This is a genomic window from Streptococcus gwangjuensis (genome assembly GCF_028156745.1).
In the GTDB taxonomy this organism is placed as follows: Bacteria; Bacillota; Bacilli; order Lactobacillales; family Streptococcaceae; genus Streptococcus; species Streptococcus gwangjuense_A.
Genome location: NZ_JAODJG010000035.1, coordinates 129,065 through 150,359 on the forward strand (window position 1 = coordinate 129,065; position 21,295 = coordinate 150,359).

Below are 21,295 nucleotides of genomic sequence, written 5' to 3' on the forward strand. Positions count from 1 at the left end.
ATAACAGGAGAAATTATCATGTCAGTAGAAGAAAAATTAAATCAGGCTAAAGGTTCTATTAAAGAAGGTGTTGGAAAAGCCATCGGTGATGAAAAAATGGAAAAAGAAGGAGCAGCTGAAAAAGTTGTTTCTAAAGTAAAAGAAGTTGCTGAAGATGCCAAAGACGCTGTAGAAGGTGCTATCGAAGGTGTTAAAAACATGTTGAGTGGCGACAATAAATAAGGCTAAAAGTTACTTTATCTTTTTAGTAACATTAGTCAAAAGAGTCTGAGTTAAGATGATTCTCAGAAAATAAAAAGCTAGAGATTTCCAATTGCGGAACTCTAGCTTTTTAATTTTGCCTCTTTCTCTTATTATATTTCAGAAGGTTGTTGACCATGAGTACAAATCCCATGTCAATTCTCACTTTACGCTTACCTCTCAGATGACATCTCTTATAACCAAGCAAACCTTTATCTGCCCAAAGACAGATTTCATATCAATCTTACGTTTAGCGAAAATTTGTCTACCCTTGAAAGATAAAAGTGCCTGATATTCTTTAGTTTTTAAACACCGGTAACGTTCATTCACATACAGTCCCTTTTGAGGGGCTGATTCAGGTTCATAATCGCAGTCAACATTGATTTCAAGGATATTTGCTTTCTATCTCCCCTTTTTCATGATGTATTTTCGTATAGGTGTTTCAACCATCTGAACGATTTCAAATCCTTCTTTTCGGTAAAGATTCTGAGCTCTTTGATTTGCCTCGTAGACGTTTAGAGAAATACTATCTATGTCTTCATTCTCAAAGGCCAAACTAACAAATTTCCTCAAAGCCTGGCTACCTAAGCCCTGCCCTTGTTTCTGGGGATTGATTAAGAAGCGTCCGATATGAAGATTACTGTCTTCTAGCCTGATTTTCTGGATAAGCCCGACAAACTCTGGTCCATCAAAGATAGAAAAGATTCCTTCCAAATCTTGCAAGACTTGAATTGTCAAGGGAAAAGGAATCATTGTTCCCATCCATTGTTCTTGAAAGGATTTGCCAAGAGAGTTGGACCATTGGCATACGAATTGAGAGTTTTCTGTGTTCACCTTTTCTTCAAAACGAATTGTCATCTTGACCTCACTATCTTGTCTATGTTTCTTTATTATACTACTTCTCCTATTTTTTACGAATAGATAAGTATGATTGATTTTTATTTTTTTCTTGTCGGGAGCATTCTCGCTTCTTTTCTTGGTTTGGTCATCGACCGTTTTCCTGAGCAATCCATTATCAGTCCAGCTAGTCACTGCGATTCCTGTCAGACTCCCTTGCGTCCCTTAGATTTGATTCCGATTCTCTCGCAGGTGCTCAATCGCTTTCGCTGTCGCTACTGCAAGTCTCCTTATCCAGTCTGGTATGCCCTCTTGGAACTAGGCTTAGGGCTCCTCTTTCTGGCTTGGTCTTGGGAATTACTGTCCTTGAGTCAAGTCATCCTAATCACTGCGGGTTTGACCTTGGGCATCTACGACTTTCACCATCAGGAATATCCCTTACTGGTCTGGATGACTTTCCACCTAATCCTCATGGCTTCCTCTGGCTGGAATCTGGTCATGGTCTTCTTCCTTGTTCTTGGAATTTTGGCTCATTTTATCGATATCCGCATGGGAGCAGGGGATTTTCTCTTTTTAGCTTCTTGTTCTATCGTCTTTAGCGTAACGGAGTTACTGATCTTGATTCAGTTTGCTTCTGCGATGGGGATTCTAGCCTTTCTCCTACAAAAGAAAAAGGAAAGACTTCCTTTTGTGCCTTTCCTCTTACTCGCTGCTTGTGTGATTATTTTTGGTAAGCTACTGCTTGTTTGATAAAGTCCTGAATCGGCTCTCCTTGATGGAGAGCTTTTACAATTTTCGAACCAACGATAACACCATCTGACACCGCATTGAAGCGTTCTACATCGGCTTGACTAGATACACCAAAACCTGTCAAGACTGGGATGTCAGCCACTTGATGCAATTGTGCCAAGTGCTTATCCAAGTCTGCGCGGTAATTGCCAGATTTCCCCGTCACCCCATTGATGGCAACCGCATAGACGAATCCCTCCGCCCCTTCAATCAACTCTTTCTGACGCTCAATTCCTGTCGTCAAACTAACTAGAGGAATCAAGGCGATGTCTGTGTCTGCCAAAAATGGTTCTACAAAGTTGGCATGTTCATGAGGAAGGTCTGGAATAATCAAGCCCTTAACCGCTGTATCTGCCAAATCTTTGACAAAGTTCTCCACACCGTACTGAAAGAGGGGGTTGAAGTAAGTCATAATGACCAGTGGAATCTCTGTTTCAATGGTTTTCAAGGTTTCAACCAAAGCCTGGGTAGAGGTCCCGTGGGCTAAACTGCGCAAGCCAGCTTCTTCTATAACAGGTCCATCTGCAACAGGGTCTGAAAAGGGAATGCCCACTTCAATTGCAGAGACACCCAAATCTTCTAAAAAGTGGATTGTTTCTCCGAGTCCATCCAAACCTTTTTCGTTGTCACCAGCCATGATATAGGGAACGAAAATTCCTTTTCCAGCTGCTTTAATAGCGTTTAATTTTTCTGTTAGTGTCTTAGGCATGAGCTTCTCCCTTCTTTGCTGCATCTGCTTCTAAGCGGTCCTTGACTTGAACCACATCCTTGTCCCCACGACCTGATAGACAGACAATCATGGACTTGTCTGGTCCAAGTTCTTTGGCCAATTTCACCGCAAAGGCAATGGCATGGCTAGATTCCAAGGCTGGGATAATTCCTTCCACACGAGACAAGAGTTGGAATCCTTCCAAGGCTTCCTCGTCAGTCACAGGAACATAGCTGGCACGTTTAATATCGTGATAGTGAGAATGTTCTGGACCGATACCAGGATAGTCCAAACCTGCTGAGATAGAGAAAGCTTCAAGAATTTGACCATGAGCATCTTGAAGCATATCCATAAGAGAACCGTGGAGAACACCTGGACGACCCTTGGTCAAGGTAGCTGCATGGTGCTCTGTATCCACACCAAGTCCTGCTGCTTCAGCTCCATACATGGCTACTGACTCATCTTCTACAAATGGATGGAAGAGACCAATGGCATTAGAACCACCACCAACACAGGCTACTAGGGCATCTGGTAGATTTTCACCTGTCAAGTCACGGTACTGTTGTTTAGCTTCTCGACCGATGACACTTTGGAAGTCACGAACGATTTCTGGGAATGGATGAGGTCCTAAGGCAGAACCAAGGATATAATGGGTATCATCGATATTCGCTACCCATGAACGAAGGGCTGCATTAACTGCATCCTTGAGCACGCGCGAACCATCTGTCACTGCCTCAACCTTGGCTCCCAAAAGCTCCATACGGAAGACATTGAGGGCTTGGCGTTTAACATCTTCCTCACCCATATAGATGGTACATTCCATGTTGAAGAGGGCCGCAGCTGTTGCAGTTGCTACACCGTGCTGACCAGCACCTGTTTCAGCGATAATTTTCTTTTTACCCATACGTTTAGCCAGAAGAACTTGTCCCAAGGCATTGTTAATCTTGTGGGCCCCCGTATGGTTAAGGTCTTCACGTTTGAGATAAATCTTGGCTCCGCCGATATGCTGGGTCAAGTTTTTTGCGTAGTAAAGAGGAGTTTCACGTCCCACATACTGGCGCAAAAGTTGATTTAATTCCTCTTGGAAACTTGGGTCTGCCTGACTTTCACGGTAAGCCTTCTCCAACTCCAAAACTGCTGTCATCAATGTTTCTGGGACGAAACGTCCGCCGAATTTTCCGTAAAATCCATCTTTATTTGGTTCCTGATATGCCATGCTTTACCCTCTCTATAAATCTTCTAATCTTTTCCTGATCTTTTTGTCCATCTGTCTCCACTCCGCTTGATACATCTACTGCGTAGGGAGTAAAGCGTTGAATTGCTTGTACTACATTGTCTTCATTAAGCCCACCTGCGATAAAGAAAGGCTGAGCTAGTTCTGCCGTATCCAGTTGACCCCAGTCAAAGGTCTGACCACTCCCTGCCACAGGGGCATCAAAGAGTAGATAATCTGCCTGAGAATTGGGCACATGCCCATCTCCATCCACCTGTACAGCCTGAATGCTGGCACAAGGCAAATCCTCAAACAAATCATTCGCCACCTGACTGTGAACTTGAACCAAGTCCAAGCCAACTTTGTCAATCGCTTCTAGCAATTCTGCCCGACTTGGTGAAACAAATACGCCAACCTTCTTAACATTAGCAGGAATGAGCTTTGCCAACTCAGCAGCCTCTTCCAAGGTCACCTGTCTTTTACTAGGTGCGAAGACAAAACCGATGTAGTCTGCTCCTGCCGAGACGGCTGTTCCCACCGCTTCTTTGGTTGATAGTCCACAAATTTTAACCTTTGTCAATCTGCAACTCCTTGATTCTCTGGATCACATCTTCTGCCTGCATGAGAGCTGTCCCAACTAAAATTCCGTTAAAGTATGGTGCTACTCGTTCCGCATCCTGCCCTGTAAAAATAGCAGATTCAGAAATATAATAGCGACCTTCTTCAAAGTGCTGGGCCAAATCTACACTGGTCTGCAAGTCAACTTCAAAGGTAGTCAAGTTGCGGTTATTAACTCCGATAATCTGAGCACCAAGTCTGTGAGCCACCTCTAATTCAGCTAGATTGTGAGTCTCCACCAAGACTTCCAGACCAAGCTCTGTCGCATAGTCATAAAGTTCCTTGAGACGTTCTTCTGACAAGGCGGCCACAATGAGCAAGATGACTGTCGCACCAGCATTGCGGGCACGGATGATTTGCTTTTCATCGATGATAAAGTCTTTGTTTAGCGTCGGAATATTTACCTGACCAGAAATCTCCCGCAGATAATCCAAATGCCCTTTAAAGAAAACCTCATCTGTCAAAACCGAAATCATCACTGCACCATTCGCTTCATAAGTCTGGGCCTGTTGCACAATATCCACATCTAGATTGATATCTCCCAGACTAGGGCTAGATTTCTTGACTTCAGCGATTACCTGTAAACGGTCTTGGTGTTGTTTTAGATAGTCAGCCAAACGATAGGTCTGGCGCAGAGGCTGGATTTCCTCCAGCTCCATCTGCTCAACCTCACGCGCCTTCTGCTCCAAAATTCGTGCTAAAAATTCCTGACTCATTTTTGGTACTCCTGTAACAATCTGAGTTTTTCAAGAGCCTTGCCACTAGCAATCACTTGACGGGCCAAGGTAACTCCATCCTTGATACTAGCTACCTTACCATTAGCATAGAAACCAAGACCAGCATTTAAAACTGTAGTTTCCAAGAATGGACTTGGTTCATTTTTAAGAACGCTGAGCAAAATTTCTGCATTTTCCTGAGCATTGCCTCCACGAATATCTTCGATAGCATAGTGCTCCATCCCTAAATCCTCTGGAGTAAAGCTTGACAAGGTGATTTGGCCATTTTCAAGAAGAGCAATCTTGGTTGTTCCATTCAAACCAGCTTCATCCAATCCTTCTGGTCCAGCAACCACGATGGCACGTTTGCGACCCATATTTTTCAATACCTGAGCTGTACTTTCTAGCAGTTCTGGACGACTAATGCCAAGCAACTGTGTTTCCAAGGCCATTGGGTGAATCAGGGGACCAGTCAAATTCATAATCGTTGGAATTCCCAATTCCAACCGAGCTGGCATGATGTATTTCATGGCTGGGTGCATATTTTTAGCGAAGAGAAAGACGATGCCCGTTTTATCAAAGACCTTACCTAGTTCAGCTGGTTTGAGGTCTAGGTTGATGCCCAAGGCTTCGAGAACATCTGCAGAACCAGATTTAGAAGAAATCGAGCGGTTACCGTGTTTTGCCATATGAACACCACCACCAGCCAAGACAAAGGCTGAGGTTGTGGAAATGTTAAAGCTGAAAGACTTGTCCCCACCTGTACCACAGTTGTCCATGGCATCATGAATTTCAGTTGGAATATGTTGGGCATGCCCTCTCATGACTTGGGCAATGGCTGTGCGTTCTTCAGGTGTTTCCCCCTTCATCTTAAGTGCCAAAAGGAGAGAAGCAATCTGCGCCTCCGTTACACGGCCAGTTACGATACGCTCAATGACATCCGTCATTTCCACACCTGATAAATTTTCAAATTTTGCTAGTTTTTCAATAATCTCTTTCATCCTAGTTTCCTCACTTTACAACCTTCTCGATAAAATTCCGAATAGAAGACAAGCCGTCTGGCGTTCCGATACTCTCTGGATGGTACTGGAAGCCATAAATTGGAAGAGTTTTGTGTTGAATTCCCATAATAGCTTGGTCATCAGTCGAACGAGCTGTCACTTCAAAGTCTTCTGGCATGTCTTCAATCAAAATACTGTGGTAACGCATGACCGCACGGCCATCCTCGATGCCTTGATATAAAATAGATGGGGCTTCAAAGCTGATATTGCTCTGTTTCCCATGCATGACTTTTGGAGCCAATCCTAGCTTACCACCAAAGACTTCTGCGATGGCCTGGTGACCCAAACAAATTCCAAGAATCGGTTTCTTGCCAGCAAAATCACGAATCATATCTTCCATCTTTCCAGCATCAACCGGCCAACCAGGACCTGGAGAAAAGACCAGACCATCTGCTTTTTCAGCTTCTTCATACAGCTTAGGATCATCATTTCTCAAGACCTGAACTTCTGCAAAATTCCCAATGTATTGGGCCAAGTTATAGGTAAAAGAATCATAGTTGTCAATCAATAAAATCATGGTCTTAGTTCTCCAATTCTAGTCATAGATTTTGCTTTGTTAATGGTTTCTTGATATTCGTTTTGGGCGATAGAGTCATAGACAATTCCTGCCCCAGCCTGCACATAGGCTGTTTGATTTTTGAGAATCATGGTTCGGATGGCAATGGCGAAGTCCATATCACCCGTCGCAGACAAGTAGCCGATTGCTCCTGCGTATACACCGCGTTTTTCCGTTTCCAGTTCATAGATCCGTCTCATAGCTCGAATCTTTGGTGCTCCTGAAACTGTTCCAGCAGGAAGTGTTGATTTTAAAGCATCCATGGCAGTGAGTTCTGGAAGCAAACGCCCCTTGACAACACTGGTCAAATGCATGACGTAGCGGAAGAGCTCCACTTCCATATACTTGGTAACTTGGACACTTGCCGTTTCAGAGATGCGACCAATATCGTTACGACCCAAGTCTACCAACATTCGATGCTCTGCTGTTTCCTTTTCATCCGAAAGCAGGTCTGTCGCTAAGGCCTTGTCCTCTTCATCCGTTGCTCCTCTTGGTCTCGTCCCTGCAATCGGATTGGTTGTCACGATGCCATTTTTAACTGAAACTAAACTTTCTGGACTGGCACCGATAATTTGATAATCACCAAAATCATAGAAATAAAGGTAATTAGATGGATTGGTCACGCGGAGATTTCTGTAGAAGTCAAAAGGATTTCCAGTAATCTCTGCTGAGAAGCGCTGACTGAGTACGCATTGGAACATGTCACCATTTCGAATCAAGTCACGAGCTGTTTCTACCATTTCCTCAAACTTCTGAGGAGCGATATGGGGGTTGAAGTCAAGTGGTGATAAATCCAAGTCTTCAAATTCATTTGCTGCAGGAATGCGTAATTCCTCAAGCACTTGGTTCAAGGCTTTTTCCAAGTCTTCTTGACTGCGCTCGCTATAAAGAGCATCCTCGATGACATGGATTTTTTCCTTCTTGTGGTCGAAGACCATGTAACTCTCATAGACAAAGAAATGCATGTCTGGCGTCCCAATTGTGTCCTCAGGGATTTGACCAATTTCTTCATAGAGCGAAATCATATCGTAACCCACAAATCCAATGGCTCCTCCACCAAAAGGTAGGTCTGAATGGTGTTGGCTCTTATGAGTCACTTCATAAAGGAAATCCAAGGGATCACGAACAATCACTTGCCCATTTTGATAAAGGACCCCATTTTCAAACTTAATCTCAAAAACTGGATTATAGGCTAGGATAGAAAAACGAGCTGTTTCCTTGTCTCTCGGAATACTCTCTAAGATAGCCTTGTGTTGCCCCTTTAGGCGCATATAAGCCAAGATTGGTGATAAGACATCTCCATGAATGATTCGTTCCATTGTAATTTCCCTTTCAGTTCTAATTCTAGTTGGTGGCGACTGTATATAAAAATCCCCACGCAAAATAACTTGCGTGAGGACGAAATTCGCGGTGCCACCTCAATTATAGGATTTCTCCTATCTCTCATTCCTGTCTCAGAAAGCTCCTGTAACAGGCTGTGCGATAAAGGGCACTCCCTTGAGAATTATGTTTTCTTCTCTCGTTTCAGATGGACCCAACCTTACAGCTTTCTCTGCCTGTTTCCAGCAACCACAAGCTCTCTGTGAGAGAAAGGACTGTAATTTTTCCATCTTTTATTTTTTAGCTTCTAGGTAGTCTGCAATCGCAGCTACGTCCTTGTCTCCACGACCAGAGACGTTGATGATGATAATCTCATCTTTACTTAGTTTCGGTGCACGTTTAACTGCTTCTGCGATAGCGTGCGAACTTTCAATCGCTGGGATAATCCCTTCTGTCTTGCTGAGAAGGAGGAGAGCCTGAACAGCTTCTTCGTCTGTCGCAGCCACATATTCCACGCGACCTGAATCTTTAAAGTAAGCATGTTCTGGACCAACCCCTGGATAGTCCAAACCAGCTGAGATAGAGTAAACTGGAGCCAACTCTCCGTCTTCCTTAAAGACTGCATAGGTCTTCATTCCATCGACAATTCCGATACTACCTTTTGTCATAGTAGCTGCGTGCTTGTCTGTGTCAAGTCCATGACCAGCAGCTTCGACCCCAACCAATTTAACTTCTTCATCAACCACATACTGAGAAAAAGCACCGATGGCATTAGAGCCACCACCTACACAGGCAATAACATAGTCTGGTAAACGGCCTTCTTTTTCTAGGATTTGACGGCGAGATTCTTCACTGATGACCTTTTGGAACTCGTGGACAATGGTTGGATATGGGTGAGGACCCACAGCAGATCCTAAAACGTAGAAGGCTTCAAGGTCATTCATCCATGCTCCAAAGGCTGCATCAACCGCATCCTTAAGAGTTCGTGTCCCCGTTTCAACTGCGTGAACAGTTGCTCCCATCATCTCCATACGGAAAACATTGAGACGTTGACGCTCCACATCTTCTGCCCCCATGTAGACATCACAAGCCATACCAAACTTAGCTGCAGCAGCTGCAGTCGCAACACCGTGCTGACCAGCTCCTGTCTCTGCGATTACTCGTTTTTTGCCCATGCGTTTAGCAAGAAGAATTTGTCCTAAAACGTTGTTGAGCTTGTGAGAACCAAGGTGGTTAAGGTCTTCACGTTTGAGATAAATCTTAGCACCACCTAAGTGATCTGTCAAACTTTCCGCAAAATAGAGCGGTGTTTCGCGACCTGAATAGTCCTTTAAGTAATGTCGAAATTCTGCCAAAAATTCTGGATCATCCTTGTACTTTTCAAATGTCACTTCCAACTCATCCAACAAAGCCTGAATCGGCTCCGGTACGAAACTACCACCAAATTGTCCAAAATAACCTTTAGTTGTCATAAAAATTTCCTCTTTCCATATTAATCCGGCCTTTTTGTTTGCTTTTAGTAGTAGGCAAGGAGCTGTAGATAGAACTCAAGTTCATCAAAGCGACTTAAGGCCCTAATAAAAGATAAACAAAATGACGGATAGAAAAAAGCCCACACACAGAATATACTTCCGTGTGAGGGCGTTAGTAACGCGGTGCCACCTCAATTATAAAGGGACTATCCCCTTTACATCTCTGCCTTGTCTAACAACAAGTTGCACTGTAAGGTGTGCACACCGAATTTTCATTGTTTCAAATTCATTTTTAAAATCAGCCCACTTTCACTACTTCCAACCACCTGTTCACAATCACCACAGGCTCCCTGAAGATCAAAAATAGTTACTTTTCTGATTTGTTGAACTTATTTTAATACTTTGTTTTTTCTTTGTCAAGACTTTTTTACGATTTTTTTGATAAAGTTAGCACTTTTTCAGAAACTGTTTTGAAAGTCTCAATGATATAGTCCACTTCTTCATCACTTAATTTAGTGTGAAGAGGAAGGGTAATTTCATTTTCAAAGAAGGCATAGGCCTTAGGATAGTTCGCCATATCAAAACCAAGATTCTTATAGGCTGTTAGCAGAGGAAGCGGTTTGTAATGGACGTTACTTGCAATTCCTGCTTTGGCTAATTCTTGGATGATAAGATTGCGTTCTTCTAGGCTCGCTCCTTCTACATGGGTAATGTAGAGGTGACGTGAAGATTCGACAGTTTCAGTCTTGTGTGCTAAAGGATGGATGCGAGAACCTGCAAAACCACGATCATAGCGGTTCACAATGTCCTTACGACGTTGCAACAAACTTGGATAGCGGTCTAATTGCACCAAACCAAGCGATGCCATGATATCAGTCATATTGCACTTGTAGGCTGGTGTGACGATATCGTATTCCCAAGAGCCCAGTTGCATCTTAGCAAGAGCATCCTTAGTTTGACCATGAAGGGAAAGGATTTGAAATTCCTTGTACATCTCTTCGTCGTCAATCGCTGGATTAGCTTTCCAAGTGGCACTTCCTCCTTCTGCCGTTGTAAAGTTCTTAACCGCATGGAATGAGAAGGATGTGAAGTCAGCGATAGAACCAGCTGGTTGCCCTTTATAAGTAGATCCCAAAGCGTGGGCACTATCAGACACAATCACAATACGGTTAAAGGCCTTTTGCCACTTGCTTGATGCAGTAAAGAGGTCACGTTTCTTCTCCACGACTTGGAACAAACGGTCATAGTCGCAAACAATCCCCGCAAGCTCAACCGGAATAATCACCTTAGTTTTTTCAGTAATGGCTTGCTCCAGCAGGTCATAATCCATCTCAAAAGTATCTGCTTGGATATCCACCATGACAGGGGTCGCTCCTACGTGAGTGATGACACTACATGAAGCTGTATAGGTCATGGCTGGAACGATAACCTCATCACCATGTCCCACTTCCAAGACGCGCAAAATCAACTCAAGAGCGGCAGTCGCAGAGTTTAAGCAGACAGTCTTAGGCGTCTGTGTATATTGAGACAAGCGACGCTCCAGTTCTTTTGTCTTAGGACCCGTTGTAATCCAGCCAGAACGAAGGGTATCCGCTACTTCAGCAATTTCTGCTTCCGTAATATCGGGTGGTGAAAATGGAATATTGTAATTTGGCATTGATTTGCTCCTTTTATCTGTACTCATTCTCTCATGACTACTTTATTTTAGTACCTCAAACACGGTTTGAAACATGATTTTGATGTCTCCAAGGAAACTAAATTCTCGGAGATAAGAAAGGTTATAGCGCATCTTTTCAGGAAGGACGTGTTCGACATAGGCTTGGTCAACCGACAGACCTTTCTCCGTCATTTGACTGATGATAGTGTCCTCATCCTTGTAGTTGATGCTGGCTGGAGAGGTAATCCCTGCTGGCAAAAGCAAGGTCGCCATCATTTCAGGGCTATACTGCTCTGTGTAGCGTGGCACTTCAGGTCGTGTACCGACAAAGGACATTTCGCCTTTAAGAACATTGACCAGTTGAGGCAGTTCGTCCAAACGCACACGGCGGATAAAATTGCCAACCTTGGTAATGCGACTATCATTAGCAGAAGTCACCAAACTTCCTTTTTTGTCTGCATCCGTCACCATGGTACGGAACTTCCAAATCTTGAAAGGTCGATTGTACTGGGTCACGCGCTCTTGCTTGTAAATCACTGGCCCCTTGCTATCCAACTTGATCCAAATGCTCAAGATGAGAAAGATAGGAGAGGTTAGAACTAGTAAGACCAAGGCTAGAACCCAGTCCAAGCAACGCTTGAAAATCAGCGAACCCTTCCTTTTAGAGACAAGCTGGTAGTAAGACTCAACCTCGCTTGATTTCATTTCCACGGGCAAGTCTTCCCATTTCAGCATGCTGTTTCTCCTTTGTTTTTATTATACTATTTGTCAACATTTTTCATTATACCACAAAATGGAAAAGGCGGTGAAAGAAATCTGTAATTTGAATGATTTCCTTCTTACACTCAATGAAAATCAAAGAGTATTAAGACATGGCCCCTGCCTGCAAGCTATACATCTTGTAATAGGTTCCTCCTAGAGCCAAGAGTTCCTCATGAGTGCCACTCTCTATAATGCGCCCCTTATCCAAAACATAGATACAGTTGGCGTCTTGGATAGTAGAAAGACGGTGGGCAATGGCAATGGTTGTCCGCCCCTGTCTCATCTTAGCTAGTGAAGCTTGAACCAGACTTTCTGTTTCAGAGTCAATATTAGCTGTCGCTTCATCCAAAATCAAGATTTTAGGTTGACTGGCGACTGTTCTAGCAAAGGCAAGAAGCTGGCGTTGCCCAGTAGAGAAGCTCGAACCACGCTCGGAAACAGGGGAATCATAACCCTGAGGAAGTTCTTGAATAAAGGAATTTGCATCGACAAAAGCAGCTGCAGCCTGGACCTGCTCATCACTGATTTCTTGATACATGGCGATATTGGACTTAATGGTCCCATGATAGAGGAAGGGATCCTGCAAGACCAGTCCGATGTTTTTTCTCAGTTCTTCCTGACTGTAGTCCCTAATATCCACATCATCCAAGAGAACTCGGCCTGACTGGAATTCATAAAAGCGCATGAGGACATTGATAATAGACGATTTCCCTGAACCTGTATGACCTACAAAGGCAATGGTTTCCCCCTTGTTAACAGAAAAAGAAATATCATCCAGAATCGGGTGTTTGCCATCATATGAGAAACACACATGTTCAAAACGGATATTGCCTTCTTTGACCTCAGCTTGGCCATTTTCTTGAAGGGGCTCATAGGTCCTCTCATCGATTAAGGCAAAGACACGGCCTGCAGAAACCATAGACGTTTGAAGGGTTGAGAAGTTTTGCGTTACTTCAATCAAGGGATCAAAGAGGCGATTGATATACTGGATAAAGGCATACATAGTCCCTGCTGTTATTCCCAGATAAAGTCCACGGTAGCCAAAATAGGCCATTAAAACTGCATATCCTAGGAGTTTCAGCAAACTCATGGCAGGGCGCAAAAAGAGGGCATCCAAGGCTACAGAACGGTTGGCATAGACCAAGTGTTCTTGGTTAATCTCATCAAATTCTGCTTGCAGGCGCTTCTCCTGATTAAAGGCCTGGATAATCCTGATTCCCTCGATGTTTTCGGCCAGCTTACTATTGATATCCGACAAGAGACTTCTGGTTTTCTCAATAATCTTGACGGATTTTTTCCGATAAAGATTGACCAAAAGGAAAATCAAGGGGAGAAAGAGCAAGACTAAAGCCGTCAAACGAAAATCCAGAACCAACATGGTATAAAGTGTTGTCAGAAAGATAAAAACTGCAGAGATAAAGCTGGATAAAATCCCTGAAAACATATCACTGATGGTCTCAGTATCATTGGTCAAACGAGAGACGATGGAACCTGCTGGTGTTTTATCAAAATAAGACATACCCAATTTCTCCATATTGGCAAAGGCATCCCGACGAATATCCCTAACAATACTGTAGGACACCCGTGCAAAGAGAAGATTACCGACATACTGTACCATAGTTTGTAGGATATAAAGGCCATAATAGACCAGCAAAACGGTCACAGCAAGTTGGTTGAGATTGCTGAGATACTGGTCGATAAAGTGGGAAGCCACAAGGGGAATGACACTTTTAATGACCGTAGTCGCTAGGAGAAAACTTAGTGCCAAAAAGGTCAGGAGTCCATAGGGCTTGAGATAGGACATCAAGCGCTTCAATACAGCCCATTGTTCTTTCTTATTCTGCATCTTCTTCTCCTTTCATTTCCAACTGCTGAGACTGGTAGGTTTGGGCATACCAGCCATCCAAGGCTAGCAAGTCTTCGTGCCTGCCTCGTTCGATAATCCGTCCATTTTGCAGGACTAAAATCAAATCTGCATGGACAACTGCACTGAGTCGATGAGCTGTGATAATGGTTGTCTTTTCCTTTCGCGTCTCCTTAAGATTGTCGATAATCGCATATTCTGTCTTGGCATCCACAGCTGACAAAGAATCATCCAAAATCAAGATATCAGGGTTTAAAATCATAGCCCGACTCATCGCCAGACGCTGCTTTTGACCTCCAGAAAGACTGACTCCCTTTTCACCAATCAACGTATCAAATCCTTGAGGCATGTCTACAATGTCTTGGTAAACTTGGGCTAACTTCGTCGCTTCCTCGACTGCTGAAAGTGGTAAGTTAGGATTTCCAAAGCGAATATTGTCTAAGATAGAGGTCGCAAAGAGAAACTGGTCCTGAGGAACATAGCCCATAAGACTACGAAGGTCTGTCAGACGATAGTCCCGAATATCGTGACCATTTAGATAAATGGCTCCCTTGTCCACATCGTATTCACGTAATAGAAGTTTGATCAAGGATGTTTTCCCAGAGCCTGTTTGCCCAACCAAGCCCAACGTTTGCCCTTTTTCCAAACTAAAGTGAATATCCGTCAATGTTTTATCATCTTCAAAGGCAAAACTATCAATATTGTACTCCAATCTCCCATTTTCAATGCCATCTAAAGGAAATTCAGGGTCTTGTACAGGTGATTCCTGAGACAAAAGTTCCTCAATCCGCTGGTAGGAAACCTTCCCTCTCTGAGTGATATTAAAGAGGAAGCCAATGGCCATAAGAGGCCAGACCAGCATATCCAAATAGCTTATAAAGGTAACTAGATTCCCAACTGTAATCTGCCCTTCCTGAACCATCAAGGAACCAACCAAGAGCGTTAAGACATAGGATGAACCAACAAACAAGAGAACCATGGGGTCAAAGAGACTATCGTATTTCATGGTTTGGAGGTTCTTTTGAAAGGTCAATTCATTGACTACCTGAAAGGACTTCAACTCGTCCGCCTGATATCCGAAAGACTTGGTCACTTTGATACCTGATACGGACTCCTGCACCTTGTTATTGAGTTCGGAAAAGGCAGCTTGGGATTCGCCAAAGGCCTTGTGGGTCTTTCTCCCTAGACGACTGGTGGCATAAGCCATGAAAGGTAAGGGTAAAATGGCAACTAGGGTCATTTGCCACGAAATGCTAAAGAGCATGGTCAACAAGGTCACTAAAGCTGTGATTGAGGCATCCACCGCTGACATAACCCCTCCCCCTGCGAGACGGGTTAAGGCATTGATATCATTGGTTGCGTGCGCCATCAGGTCCCCCGTCCGATAGGTCTGATAAAAGGCTGGAGACATTTTTGTGAAATGCTCAAACAAGCGAGACCGCATAATCTGCCCCAAACGGTAGGAAGTTCCAAGGATATACATACGCCAAACATAGCGCAGGTAGTACATCCCAAAGGCCGCAAGCAGCAAATAAAATAAGTCAAGAAGGAGGTCCTGCTGGGTTAATTGTCCCGACGTAATAGCATCAATGACCCGCCCCATAACCATAGGTGGAATGAGATTGAGGACGGAAACCAAGACCAGGGCCACAATTCCGACTAGATAACGGCGTTTTTCTAACTTGAAAAACCACCAAAGTTTTTGAATAATGGACATAAAATCCCTTTCTGATTGCAAATAGAAACCTGAGGCCAAGACCCCAGGTTTTTCTTATTCATAGGTTACGACTGTAACGGCACCCTTGTCATACTCAGCGATAAAGATATTAGCTACATTGTCATGTCCTTGCTTGTTGAGGTTATCAAGCAACCACTCTTCGCTACGACCAATCGATTCCAAAACATCTACTTGGATCACACCGTCAGTCACAACTGGATACTTAGGATTTTCATCTCCCATTTGGACCACGATGAGTTGGCCATTTTGCTCTTGCACAGCTCGTTTAACTTGCTTCATCTGGAAAATTCCTTGGCTACGAAGTTTGAGAGCAACATCTGCCGCAGACAAACCAACTGAACGACAGGCTTCTGGGTCAATCTGCCCATTTTTGATGAGCAGAGTCGGTTTACCATCAATCAAGCGTTTGACAAAACGAACATTGTTATTGAGCCATTTGAGGGTCAAGACCAAAATCGTCCACATCATCAAAATCACTGCATACTGGAGAATACTGATAGAACTATTGTAAATCACCCCACCAATGATACCACCGAGAACATAGTTCTGAATTTGGTCTGTAGCAGAGTTAGGTGCTAGATTCCCCTTTCCTGTCACATTGATAACAAAAACAAGCGAGAAAAGACCCAAGGCCAGTTTGATTAAAATTTCCATGTAGTTGAGTGTCATTTGTTTACCTCCACCAATTCAATAGCGTCTGTTTGATGCAATTCTAATTTCTCTAAAAGATACTTGTCTGGTTGGCTCCCGTTCATGGCACGATAGAAATTTGAACCTACCTTGATAAGTGCTCCATCAGTGGCAGCTGAAGTATTGACATAAACTTCTGATTTATCCACTCCCAAGTCTTTAGAAATGACCTCTATGAAATGAAGGGAAGTTTGAAATTGATTGTTAGAGGCTTGATTGGTCTGGTATTTTGAGATTGTTACCAAAAGCATGGCTACCAAAGTCAAGGCCAAAATCATGACCAATTCACGAAACTTAGTTCCCTTTTTATCACGATAAGCCTTAAAAGCAAAAAATCCTGTGATAGCTAGGAGCACAATCCCAAAGCCAATCATGATGCCATTTTGCTGACTGATTTGGCTAAGTACATAGTCATATGAGTAAAATTTCATTTATTTTCACTCCCTTTCATAAAATCATTCTTCATTATAAACGAAAGAGAGTGATTTTTCAAGCCATACGTTGGGGAAATAGACCTTTTTTTGGTATAATAAAATCTATAATCTGAATGAAAAAGGTAATTTTATGAAACTCATCTCATGGAATATTGATTCCCTAAACGCTGCCCTAACTAGTGACTCAGCTCGTGCCAAATTGTCCCAAGAAGTCCTACAAACCTTGGTCGCTGAAAATGCTGATATTATCGCTATCCAAGAAACAAAGCTTTCTGCCAAGGGGCCTACAAAGAAACATCTGGAAATTTTAGAAGAACTCTTTCCAGGCTACGAAAACACCTGGCGCTCTTCCCAAGAGCCTGCCCGTAAAGGCTATGCCGGAACCATGTTCCTTTATAAGAAAGAACTCACACCCACTGTCACTTTTCCAGAAATCGGTGCCCCTTCTACCATGGACTTGGAAGGCCGTATCATTACTCTAGAATTTGATGAATTTTTCGTAACCCAAGTTTACACACCAAATGCTGGCGATGGACTCAAACGCTTGGAAGAACGCCAAGTCTGGGATGTCAAATATGCGGAGTACTTGGCTGAACTAGACAAAGAAAAGCCAGTCCTTGCGACCGGTGACTACAACGTAGCCCACAATGAAATCGACCTTGCAAATCCTGCTAGTAACCGCCGTTCACCAGGATTTACCGACGAGGAACGTGCTGGATTTACCAACCTCTTGGCAACTGGATTTACGGACACCTTCCGCCACATTCACGGTGACGTTCCAGAACGCTACACTTGGTGGGCACAACGCAGCAAGACTTCTAAAATCAACAATACAGGCTGGAGAATCGACTACTGGCTCACAAGTAACCGCATCGCTGACAAGGTGATCAAGTCTGACATGATTGATTCTGGTGCTCGCCAAGACCACACACCCATTGTCATGGAGATTGAACTCTAAGGAGAAAACGAATGGACTATCAAGCTGTCATTCCTGAATTTGTAGTATCTGACATCGAAAAATCACGCCACTTCTACTGCAACCTGCTAGGATTCTCTGTCGAATACGAGCGTCCAGAGGAGAAATTTCTCTTCCTCTCGCTTGAAGACTGCCAACTTATGCTAGAAGAAGGCAGCGCAGAAGAATTAGCCCAACTAACCTATCCTTTCGGGCGCGGTGTCAATATTTCCTTTGGCATTGCAGATGCTCCTCAGCTCCACCAAAAACTGCTGGAAGCTGACTATCCTATCCATCGTCCCCTGACAAAAAGAGAATTTCGAGTAGGAGATAGCTTTATATATCCCCATGAATTTGCAGTTTTGGATCCAGATGGCTATTTTTTAAGATTTAGCGAGTAGAATAATAAAGATAGGGAAAAAGTCTTTAAAGTTAGAAAAAGGCATATTGTCAAGTCTTGAAAAATCTTGATAATATGCCTTTTATGATGGAAAAATCTTCTAAATGTTAGCCAATAACTGATTTTTTACCCATTTTTATTATATATGTTCGTTTTTTAATCAAAATACTAACAAAACATTTGATTTTTAAAGCTATTTAGTGTAAAATAAAAACATTGGCACAAGCCTATGTTAAATTGAATATCGTTTTACTTGTTTATGTCGTGAATTGGCACGACGTTTCTACAAGGTGCCGGAACACCTAACAATAAGTAAGTCAGAGTGAGGTATGGTCGTTTTTGCCATGCCTATTTTGGGGACTTACTTAGAGATTAAGTAGGTCCTTTTTCTATCCGTTTTACTGGGTAGAAATCTGAAACAAGAAAATGGATTGGCTTTTAGACTTTAGGAGGTCTTATGAAATTATTAGAAGAGCGCATCCTCAAGGATGGGCATATCTTGGGTGATAACATTCTCAAGGTGGATTCCTTTTTAACCCACCAAGTTGACTTTAGCCTGATGCGAGAAATTGGTAAGGTTTTTGCGGAAAAATTTGCTTCTGCTGGCATTACCAAAGTCGTAACCATTGAAGCGTCGGGTATTGCCCCAGCTGTTTTTACAGCTGAAGCCTTAAATGTCCCTATGATTTTCGCCAAAAAAGCTAAGAACATCACTATGAACGAAGGAATCTTAACTGCAGAAGTCTACTCCTTTACCAAGCAAGTAACCAGCACCGTTTCCATTGCTGGAAAATTCCTCTCACCAGAGGACAAGGTCTTGATTATCGACGATTTCCTTGCTAATGGCCAAGCCGCTAAAGGCTTGATTCAAATCATCGAACAGGCTGGAGCAACAGTCGAAGCTATCGGTATTGTGATTGAAAAATCTTTCCAAGATGGCCGTGATTTGCTTGAAAAAGCAGGCTATCCTGTCCTATCACTCGCTCGTTTGGATCGTTTTGAAAATGGTCAAGTTATTTTTAAGGAGGCAGATCTCTAATGCAAACTCAAGAAAAACATTCGCAAGCAGCCGTTCTTGGCTTGCAGCACTTACTAGCCATGTACTCAGGATCCATCCTAGTTCCCATCATGATTGCGACAGCCCTTGGCTATTCGGCTGAGCAGCTGACCTACCTGATTTCTACAGATATCTTCATGTGTGGTGTGGCAACCTTCCTCCAACTCCAACTCAACAAATACTTCGGTATTGGACTCCCAGTCGTTCTTGGAGTCGCCTTTCAGTCGGTCGCTCCCTTAATTATGATTGGACAAAGCCATGGTAGTGGCGCTATGTTTGGTGCCCTTATCGCATCAGGGATTTACGTGGTTCTTGTTTCAGGCATCTTCTCAAAAGTGGCCAATCTCTTCCCATCTATCGTAACAGGTTCTGTAATTACCACGATTGGTTTAACCTTGATCCCTGTCGCTATTGGAAATATGGGAAATAACGTTCCTGAGCCAACTGGTCAAAGTCTCTTGCTTGCAGCTATTACTGTTCTGATTATCCTCTTGATCAACATCTTTACTAAAGGATTTATCAAGTCTATCTCTATTTTGATTGGTTTGGTTGTTGGAACTGCCATTGCTGCTACCATGGGCTTGGTTGATTTCTCTCCTGTTGCGGCAGCACCACTTGTCCATGTCCCAACTCCACTCTACTTTGGGATGCCAACCTTTGAAATCTCATCTATTGTCATGATGTGTATCATCGCAACGGTTTCTATGGTTGAGTCTACTGGTGTTTACCTAGCCTTGTCTGATATCACAAAAGATCCAATCGACAGCACGCGCCTGCGCAACGGTTACCGCGCAGAAGGTTTAGCTGTGCTTCTCGGAGGAATCTTTAATACCTTCCCTTACACAGGATTTTCACAAAACGTTGGTTTGGTTAAATTATCAGGTATTAAGACTCGCCTGCCAATCTATTACGCAGCTGGTTTCCTGGTTCTCCTTGGACTCCTTCCTAAGTTTGGTGCCCTTGCCCAAATCATTCCGAGCCCTGTCCTCGGTGGTGCTATGCTAGTGATGTTTGGTTTTGTATCCATTCAAGGGATGCAAATTCTCGCCCGTGTTGACTTTGCTAACAATGAACACAACTTTCTTATCGCAGCTGTATCAATCGCTGCAGGTGTCGGACTCAACAACAGTAATCTCTTTGTCAGCATGCCGACAGCCTTCCAAATGTTCTTCTCAAACGGAATCGTCGTAGCCAGCCTACTCGCCATTGTCCTCAATGCCATATTAAATCATAAAAAGAAATAAGAAAAAGAGGTGCGAACCTCTTTTTGTTTATAGCTAATGAACAATTATTGTAAAAATAAATCAGCTAAAAATTCTTCTCTTAACATTTCTAAATTGAATACATTCGTAATGTGACTAAATGCTTCTGCTAGTGGTAAGTGTGCTGTTTTCCATCCTTGACCATCAGTAACCCAAACAAATTCAACATTGTCATCTGAAGTAATAACAAATTGACTGAGTTCAGTAAACTCTCCAGCAACCGCTTTTAATTTACTTCCTCCGCCACCATAATAATTCGTTTCAATCAGCCAAACTTTATGTTTTTCTCGGGAATAAACTGCAACATCAAATCTTCTCTCAGACTTATCAACAGGTACTCTAATCCCCCAATTATCTTTAATAAATTGAGCTGTAGCTTGAGATTTCCATTCCAATTTTTGTTCCTGAGAAATTTTTGCTACATGTCTCTCTAAAATACCTTCCATGGTTGTCCCACTTCGGTTTTTTCGTGCATTGCTATCTAATCCAGTCTCTACTCCATAAACATAATCAACTAATGAACGATTAGCATGTTGTTGTAAAAATTTTAATAAACCAGATTGCTCAATAAATTTCATGTAATCATCTATTCTACTAATGTCTATCGTTTTGAAATCCATTTGCTCAAAATACATATTGTCGTTTTCATCTATTGTTAGAATATCTAAAACTTTATCACGACTTGCAATCAAGCTAGGAATTGCTTTTAATAAATCGGGTTGTTTAGTGAATAAGTGTAATGCTTCTGAATAGATATCATCTTTACCAATTAAGTAGTTTAAAGTATTCAACTCTAGTTCATACTTCTTTGTCTCACGATCAACTTTCTCCCAATTTACATAATACTCAGGAGTTCTGTTGGTAATTGAAAGCGTAGAAAGAAATTTTCCCAAGCGCTCTTCTGACGGTAATTTATGATAATTTAATAGATTCATAAGATTCCTT

Annotated in this window: 22 protein-coding genes, 1 pseudogene, 1 riboswitch and 1 other annotated feature; of the genes and pseudogenes, 6 read left to right on the plus strand and 17 right to left on the minus strand. The window is 42.8% G+C overall.

Annotated elements, in window-relative coordinates:
• The first annotated feature begins 18 nt into the window (after positions 1-18).
• Positions 19-222 carry a CsbD family protein gene (locus tag N5909_RS06620; RefSeq protein ID WP_004262234.1) on the plus strand — a complete coding sequence of 68 codons (204 nt, stop codon included), beginning with the start codon at positions 19-21 and terminating at the stop codon, positions 220-222.
• 109 nt (positions 223-331) lie between these two features.
• On the opposite strand, the pseudogene N5909_RS09805 reads toward N5909_RS06620, so the two are convergent.
• Positions 332-603: pseudogene (locus N5909_RS09805) on the minus strand (transposase); the annotation flags it as partial.
• A 39-nt stretch (positions 604-642) separates the two neighbouring features.
• On the minus strand, positions 643-1,098 hold the full coding sequence (locus N5909_RS06625) for a GNAT family N-acetyltransferase (RefSeq protein ID WP_271631013.1): 456 nt from the start codon (positions 1,096-1,098) through the stop codon (positions 643-645).
• 69 nt (positions 1,099-1,167) lie between these two features.
• Between N5909_RS06625 and N5909_RS06630 the strand changes: the two genes are divergently transcribed.
• Positions 1,168-1,827 carry a prepilin peptidase gene (locus tag N5909_RS06630; RefSeq protein WP_271631014.1) on the plus strand — a complete coding sequence of 220 codons (660 nt, stop codon included), beginning with the start codon at positions 1,168-1,170 and terminating at the stop codon, positions 1,825-1,827.
• Here N5909_RS06630 and trpA read toward each other — a convergent pair.
• From trpA to N5909_RS06700, 14 genes are all read right to left on the minus strand, one after another.
• Complete coding sequence (gene trpA / locus N5909_RS06635; protein ID WP_271631015.1) at positions 1,799-2,575, minus strand: tryptophan synthase subunit alpha; 777 nt, start codon at positions 2,573-2,575, stop codon at positions 1,799-1,801. The genes N5909_RS06630 and trpA overlap by 29 nt on opposite strands.
• Positions 2,568-3,791, minus strand: a complete 1,224-nt coding sequence (gene trpB / locus N5909_RS06640) for a tryptophan synthase subunit beta (protein WP_271631016.1) — start codon at positions 3,789-3,791, stop codon at positions 2,568-2,570. The genes trpA and trpB (N5909_RS06640) overlap by 8 nt, the downstream gene beginning before the upstream one ends.
• Positions 3,769-4,368 carry a phosphoribosylanthranilate isomerase gene (locus N5909_RS06645; protein ID WP_271631017.1) on the minus strand — a complete coding sequence of 200 codons (600 nt, stop codon included), beginning with the start codon at positions 4,366-4,368 and terminating at the stop codon, positions 3,769-3,771. The genes trpB (N5909_RS06640) and N5909_RS06645 overlap by 23 nt, the downstream gene beginning before the upstream one ends.
• Positions 4,355-5,122, minus strand: coding sequence for an indole-3-glycerol phosphate synthase TrpC (trpC, locus tag N5909_RS06650; protein WP_271631018.1), 768 nt, complete (start codon positions 5,120-5,122; stop codon positions 4,355-4,357). Before trpC ends, N5909_RS06645 begins: the two co-directional genes overlap by 14 nt.
• A complete protein-coding gene (trpD, locus tag N5909_RS06655) occupies positions 5,119-6,123 on the minus strand; it encodes an anthranilate phosphoribosyltransferase (RefSeq protein WP_271631019.1) in 1,005 nt (334 codons plus the stop codon). Before trpD ends, trpC begins: the two co-directional genes overlap by 4 nt.
• A gap of 10 nt (positions 6,124-6,133) precedes the next feature.
• Positions 6,134-6,700: an aminodeoxychorismate/anthranilate synthase component II gene (locus N5909_RS06660; protein ID WP_061590416.1), complete on the minus strand. Its 567-nt coding sequence runs from the start codon at positions 6,698-6,700 to the stop codon at positions 6,134-6,136.
• On the minus strand, positions 6,697-8,058 hold the full coding sequence (trpE, locus tag N5909_RS06665; RefSeq protein WP_271631020.1) for an anthranilate synthase component I: 1,362 nt from the start codon (positions 8,056-8,058) through the stop codon (positions 6,697-6,699). Before trpE ends, N5909_RS06660 begins: the two co-directional genes overlap by 4 nt.
• Positions 8,059-8,352: 294 nt before the next feature.
• Positions 8,353-9,531, minus strand: a complete 1,179-nt coding sequence (gene trpB / locus N5909_RS06670) for a tryptophan synthase subunit beta (RefSeq protein ID WP_033681446.1) — start codon at positions 9,529-9,531, stop codon at positions 8,353-8,355.
• 162 nt (positions 9,532-9,693) lie between these two features.
• Positions 9,694-9,924 (minus strand) — a binding site (T-box leader).
• A gap of 34 nt (positions 9,925-9,958) precedes the next feature.
• Positions 9,959-11,188, minus strand: coding sequence for a DegT/DnrJ/EryC1/StrS family aminotransferase (locus tag N5909_RS06675; protein ID WP_033681445.1), 1,230 nt, complete (start codon positions 11,186-11,188; stop codon positions 9,959-9,961).
• 42 nt (positions 11,189-11,230) lie between these two features.
• Positions 11,231-11,923: a sugar transferase gene (locus tag N5909_RS06680; RefSeq protein ID WP_033681444.1), complete on the minus strand. Its 693-nt coding sequence runs from the start codon at positions 11,921-11,923 to the stop codon at positions 11,231-11,233.
• Between the two features lie 130 nt (positions 11,924-12,053).
• A complete protein-coding gene (locus N5909_RS06685; protein ID WP_033681443.1) occupies positions 12,054-13,796 on the minus strand; it encodes an ABC transporter ATP-binding protein in 1,743 nt (580 codons plus the stop codon).
• Positions 13,786-15,531: an ABC transporter ATP-binding protein gene (locus tag N5909_RS06690; RefSeq protein ID WP_033681442.1), complete on the minus strand. Its 1,746-nt coding sequence runs from the start codon at positions 15,529-15,531 to the stop codon at positions 13,786-13,788. The genes N5909_RS06685 and N5909_RS06690 overlap by 11 nt, the downstream gene beginning before the upstream one ends.
• 54 nt (positions 15,532-15,585) lie before the next feature.
• Positions 15,586-16,221, minus strand: a complete 636-nt coding sequence (locus N5909_RS06695; RefSeq protein ID WP_000174447.1) for a DUF421 domain-containing protein — start codon at positions 16,219-16,221, stop codon at positions 15,586-15,588.
• On the minus strand, positions 16,218-16,673 hold the full coding sequence (locus N5909_RS06700; protein WP_000675328.1) for a DUF3290 family protein: 456 nt from the start codon (positions 16,671-16,673) through the stop codon (positions 16,218-16,220). The genes N5909_RS06695 and N5909_RS06700 overlap by 4 nt, the downstream gene beginning before the upstream one ends.
• A gap of 133 nt (positions 16,674-16,806) precedes the next feature.
• Between N5909_RS06700 and N5909_RS06705 the strand changes: the two genes are divergently transcribed.
• From N5909_RS06705 to N5909_RS06720, 4 genes are all read left to right on the plus strand, one after another.
• Positions 16,807-17,634: an exodeoxyribonuclease III gene (locus N5909_RS06705; RefSeq protein WP_033681441.1), complete on the plus strand. Its 828-nt coding sequence runs from the start codon at positions 16,807-16,809 to the stop codon at positions 17,632-17,634.
• Positions 17,635-17,645: 11 nt separating this feature from the next.
• Positions 17,646-18,032 carry a bleomycin resistance protein gene (locus tag N5909_RS06710; protein WP_033681440.1) on the plus strand — a complete coding sequence of 129 codons (387 nt, stop codon included), beginning with the start codon at positions 17,646-17,648 and terminating at the stop codon, positions 18,030-18,032.
• 232 nt (positions 18,033-18,264) lie between these two features.
• A riboswitch (purine riboswitch) is annotated at positions 18,265-18,360 on the plus strand.
• 128 nt (positions 18,361-18,488) lie between these two features.
• Positions 18,489-19,070 (plus strand): xanthine phosphoribosyltransferase, encoded by a 582-nt coding sequence (locus N5909_RS06715; protein ID WP_004262179.1) that lies wholly within the window; start codon positions 18,489-18,491, stop codon positions 19,068-19,070.
• Positions 19,070-20,332, plus strand: a complete 1,263-nt coding sequence (locus N5909_RS06720) for a nucleobase:cation symporter-2 family protein (RefSeq protein WP_033681439.1) — start codon at positions 19,070-19,072, stop codon at positions 20,330-20,332. The genes N5909_RS06715 and N5909_RS06720 overlap by 1 nt, the downstream gene beginning before the upstream one ends.
• Positions 20,333-20,376: 44 nt before the next feature.
• Here the strand turns inward: N5909_RS06720 and N5909_RS06725 are convergent, their stop codons facing one another.
• Positions 20,377-21,285: a type II restriction endonuclease gene (locus tag N5909_RS06725; RefSeq protein WP_033681438.1), complete on the minus strand. Its 909-nt coding sequence runs from the start codon at positions 21,283-21,285 to the stop codon at positions 20,377-20,379.
• Positions 21,286-21,295 lie beyond the last annotated feature (10 nt).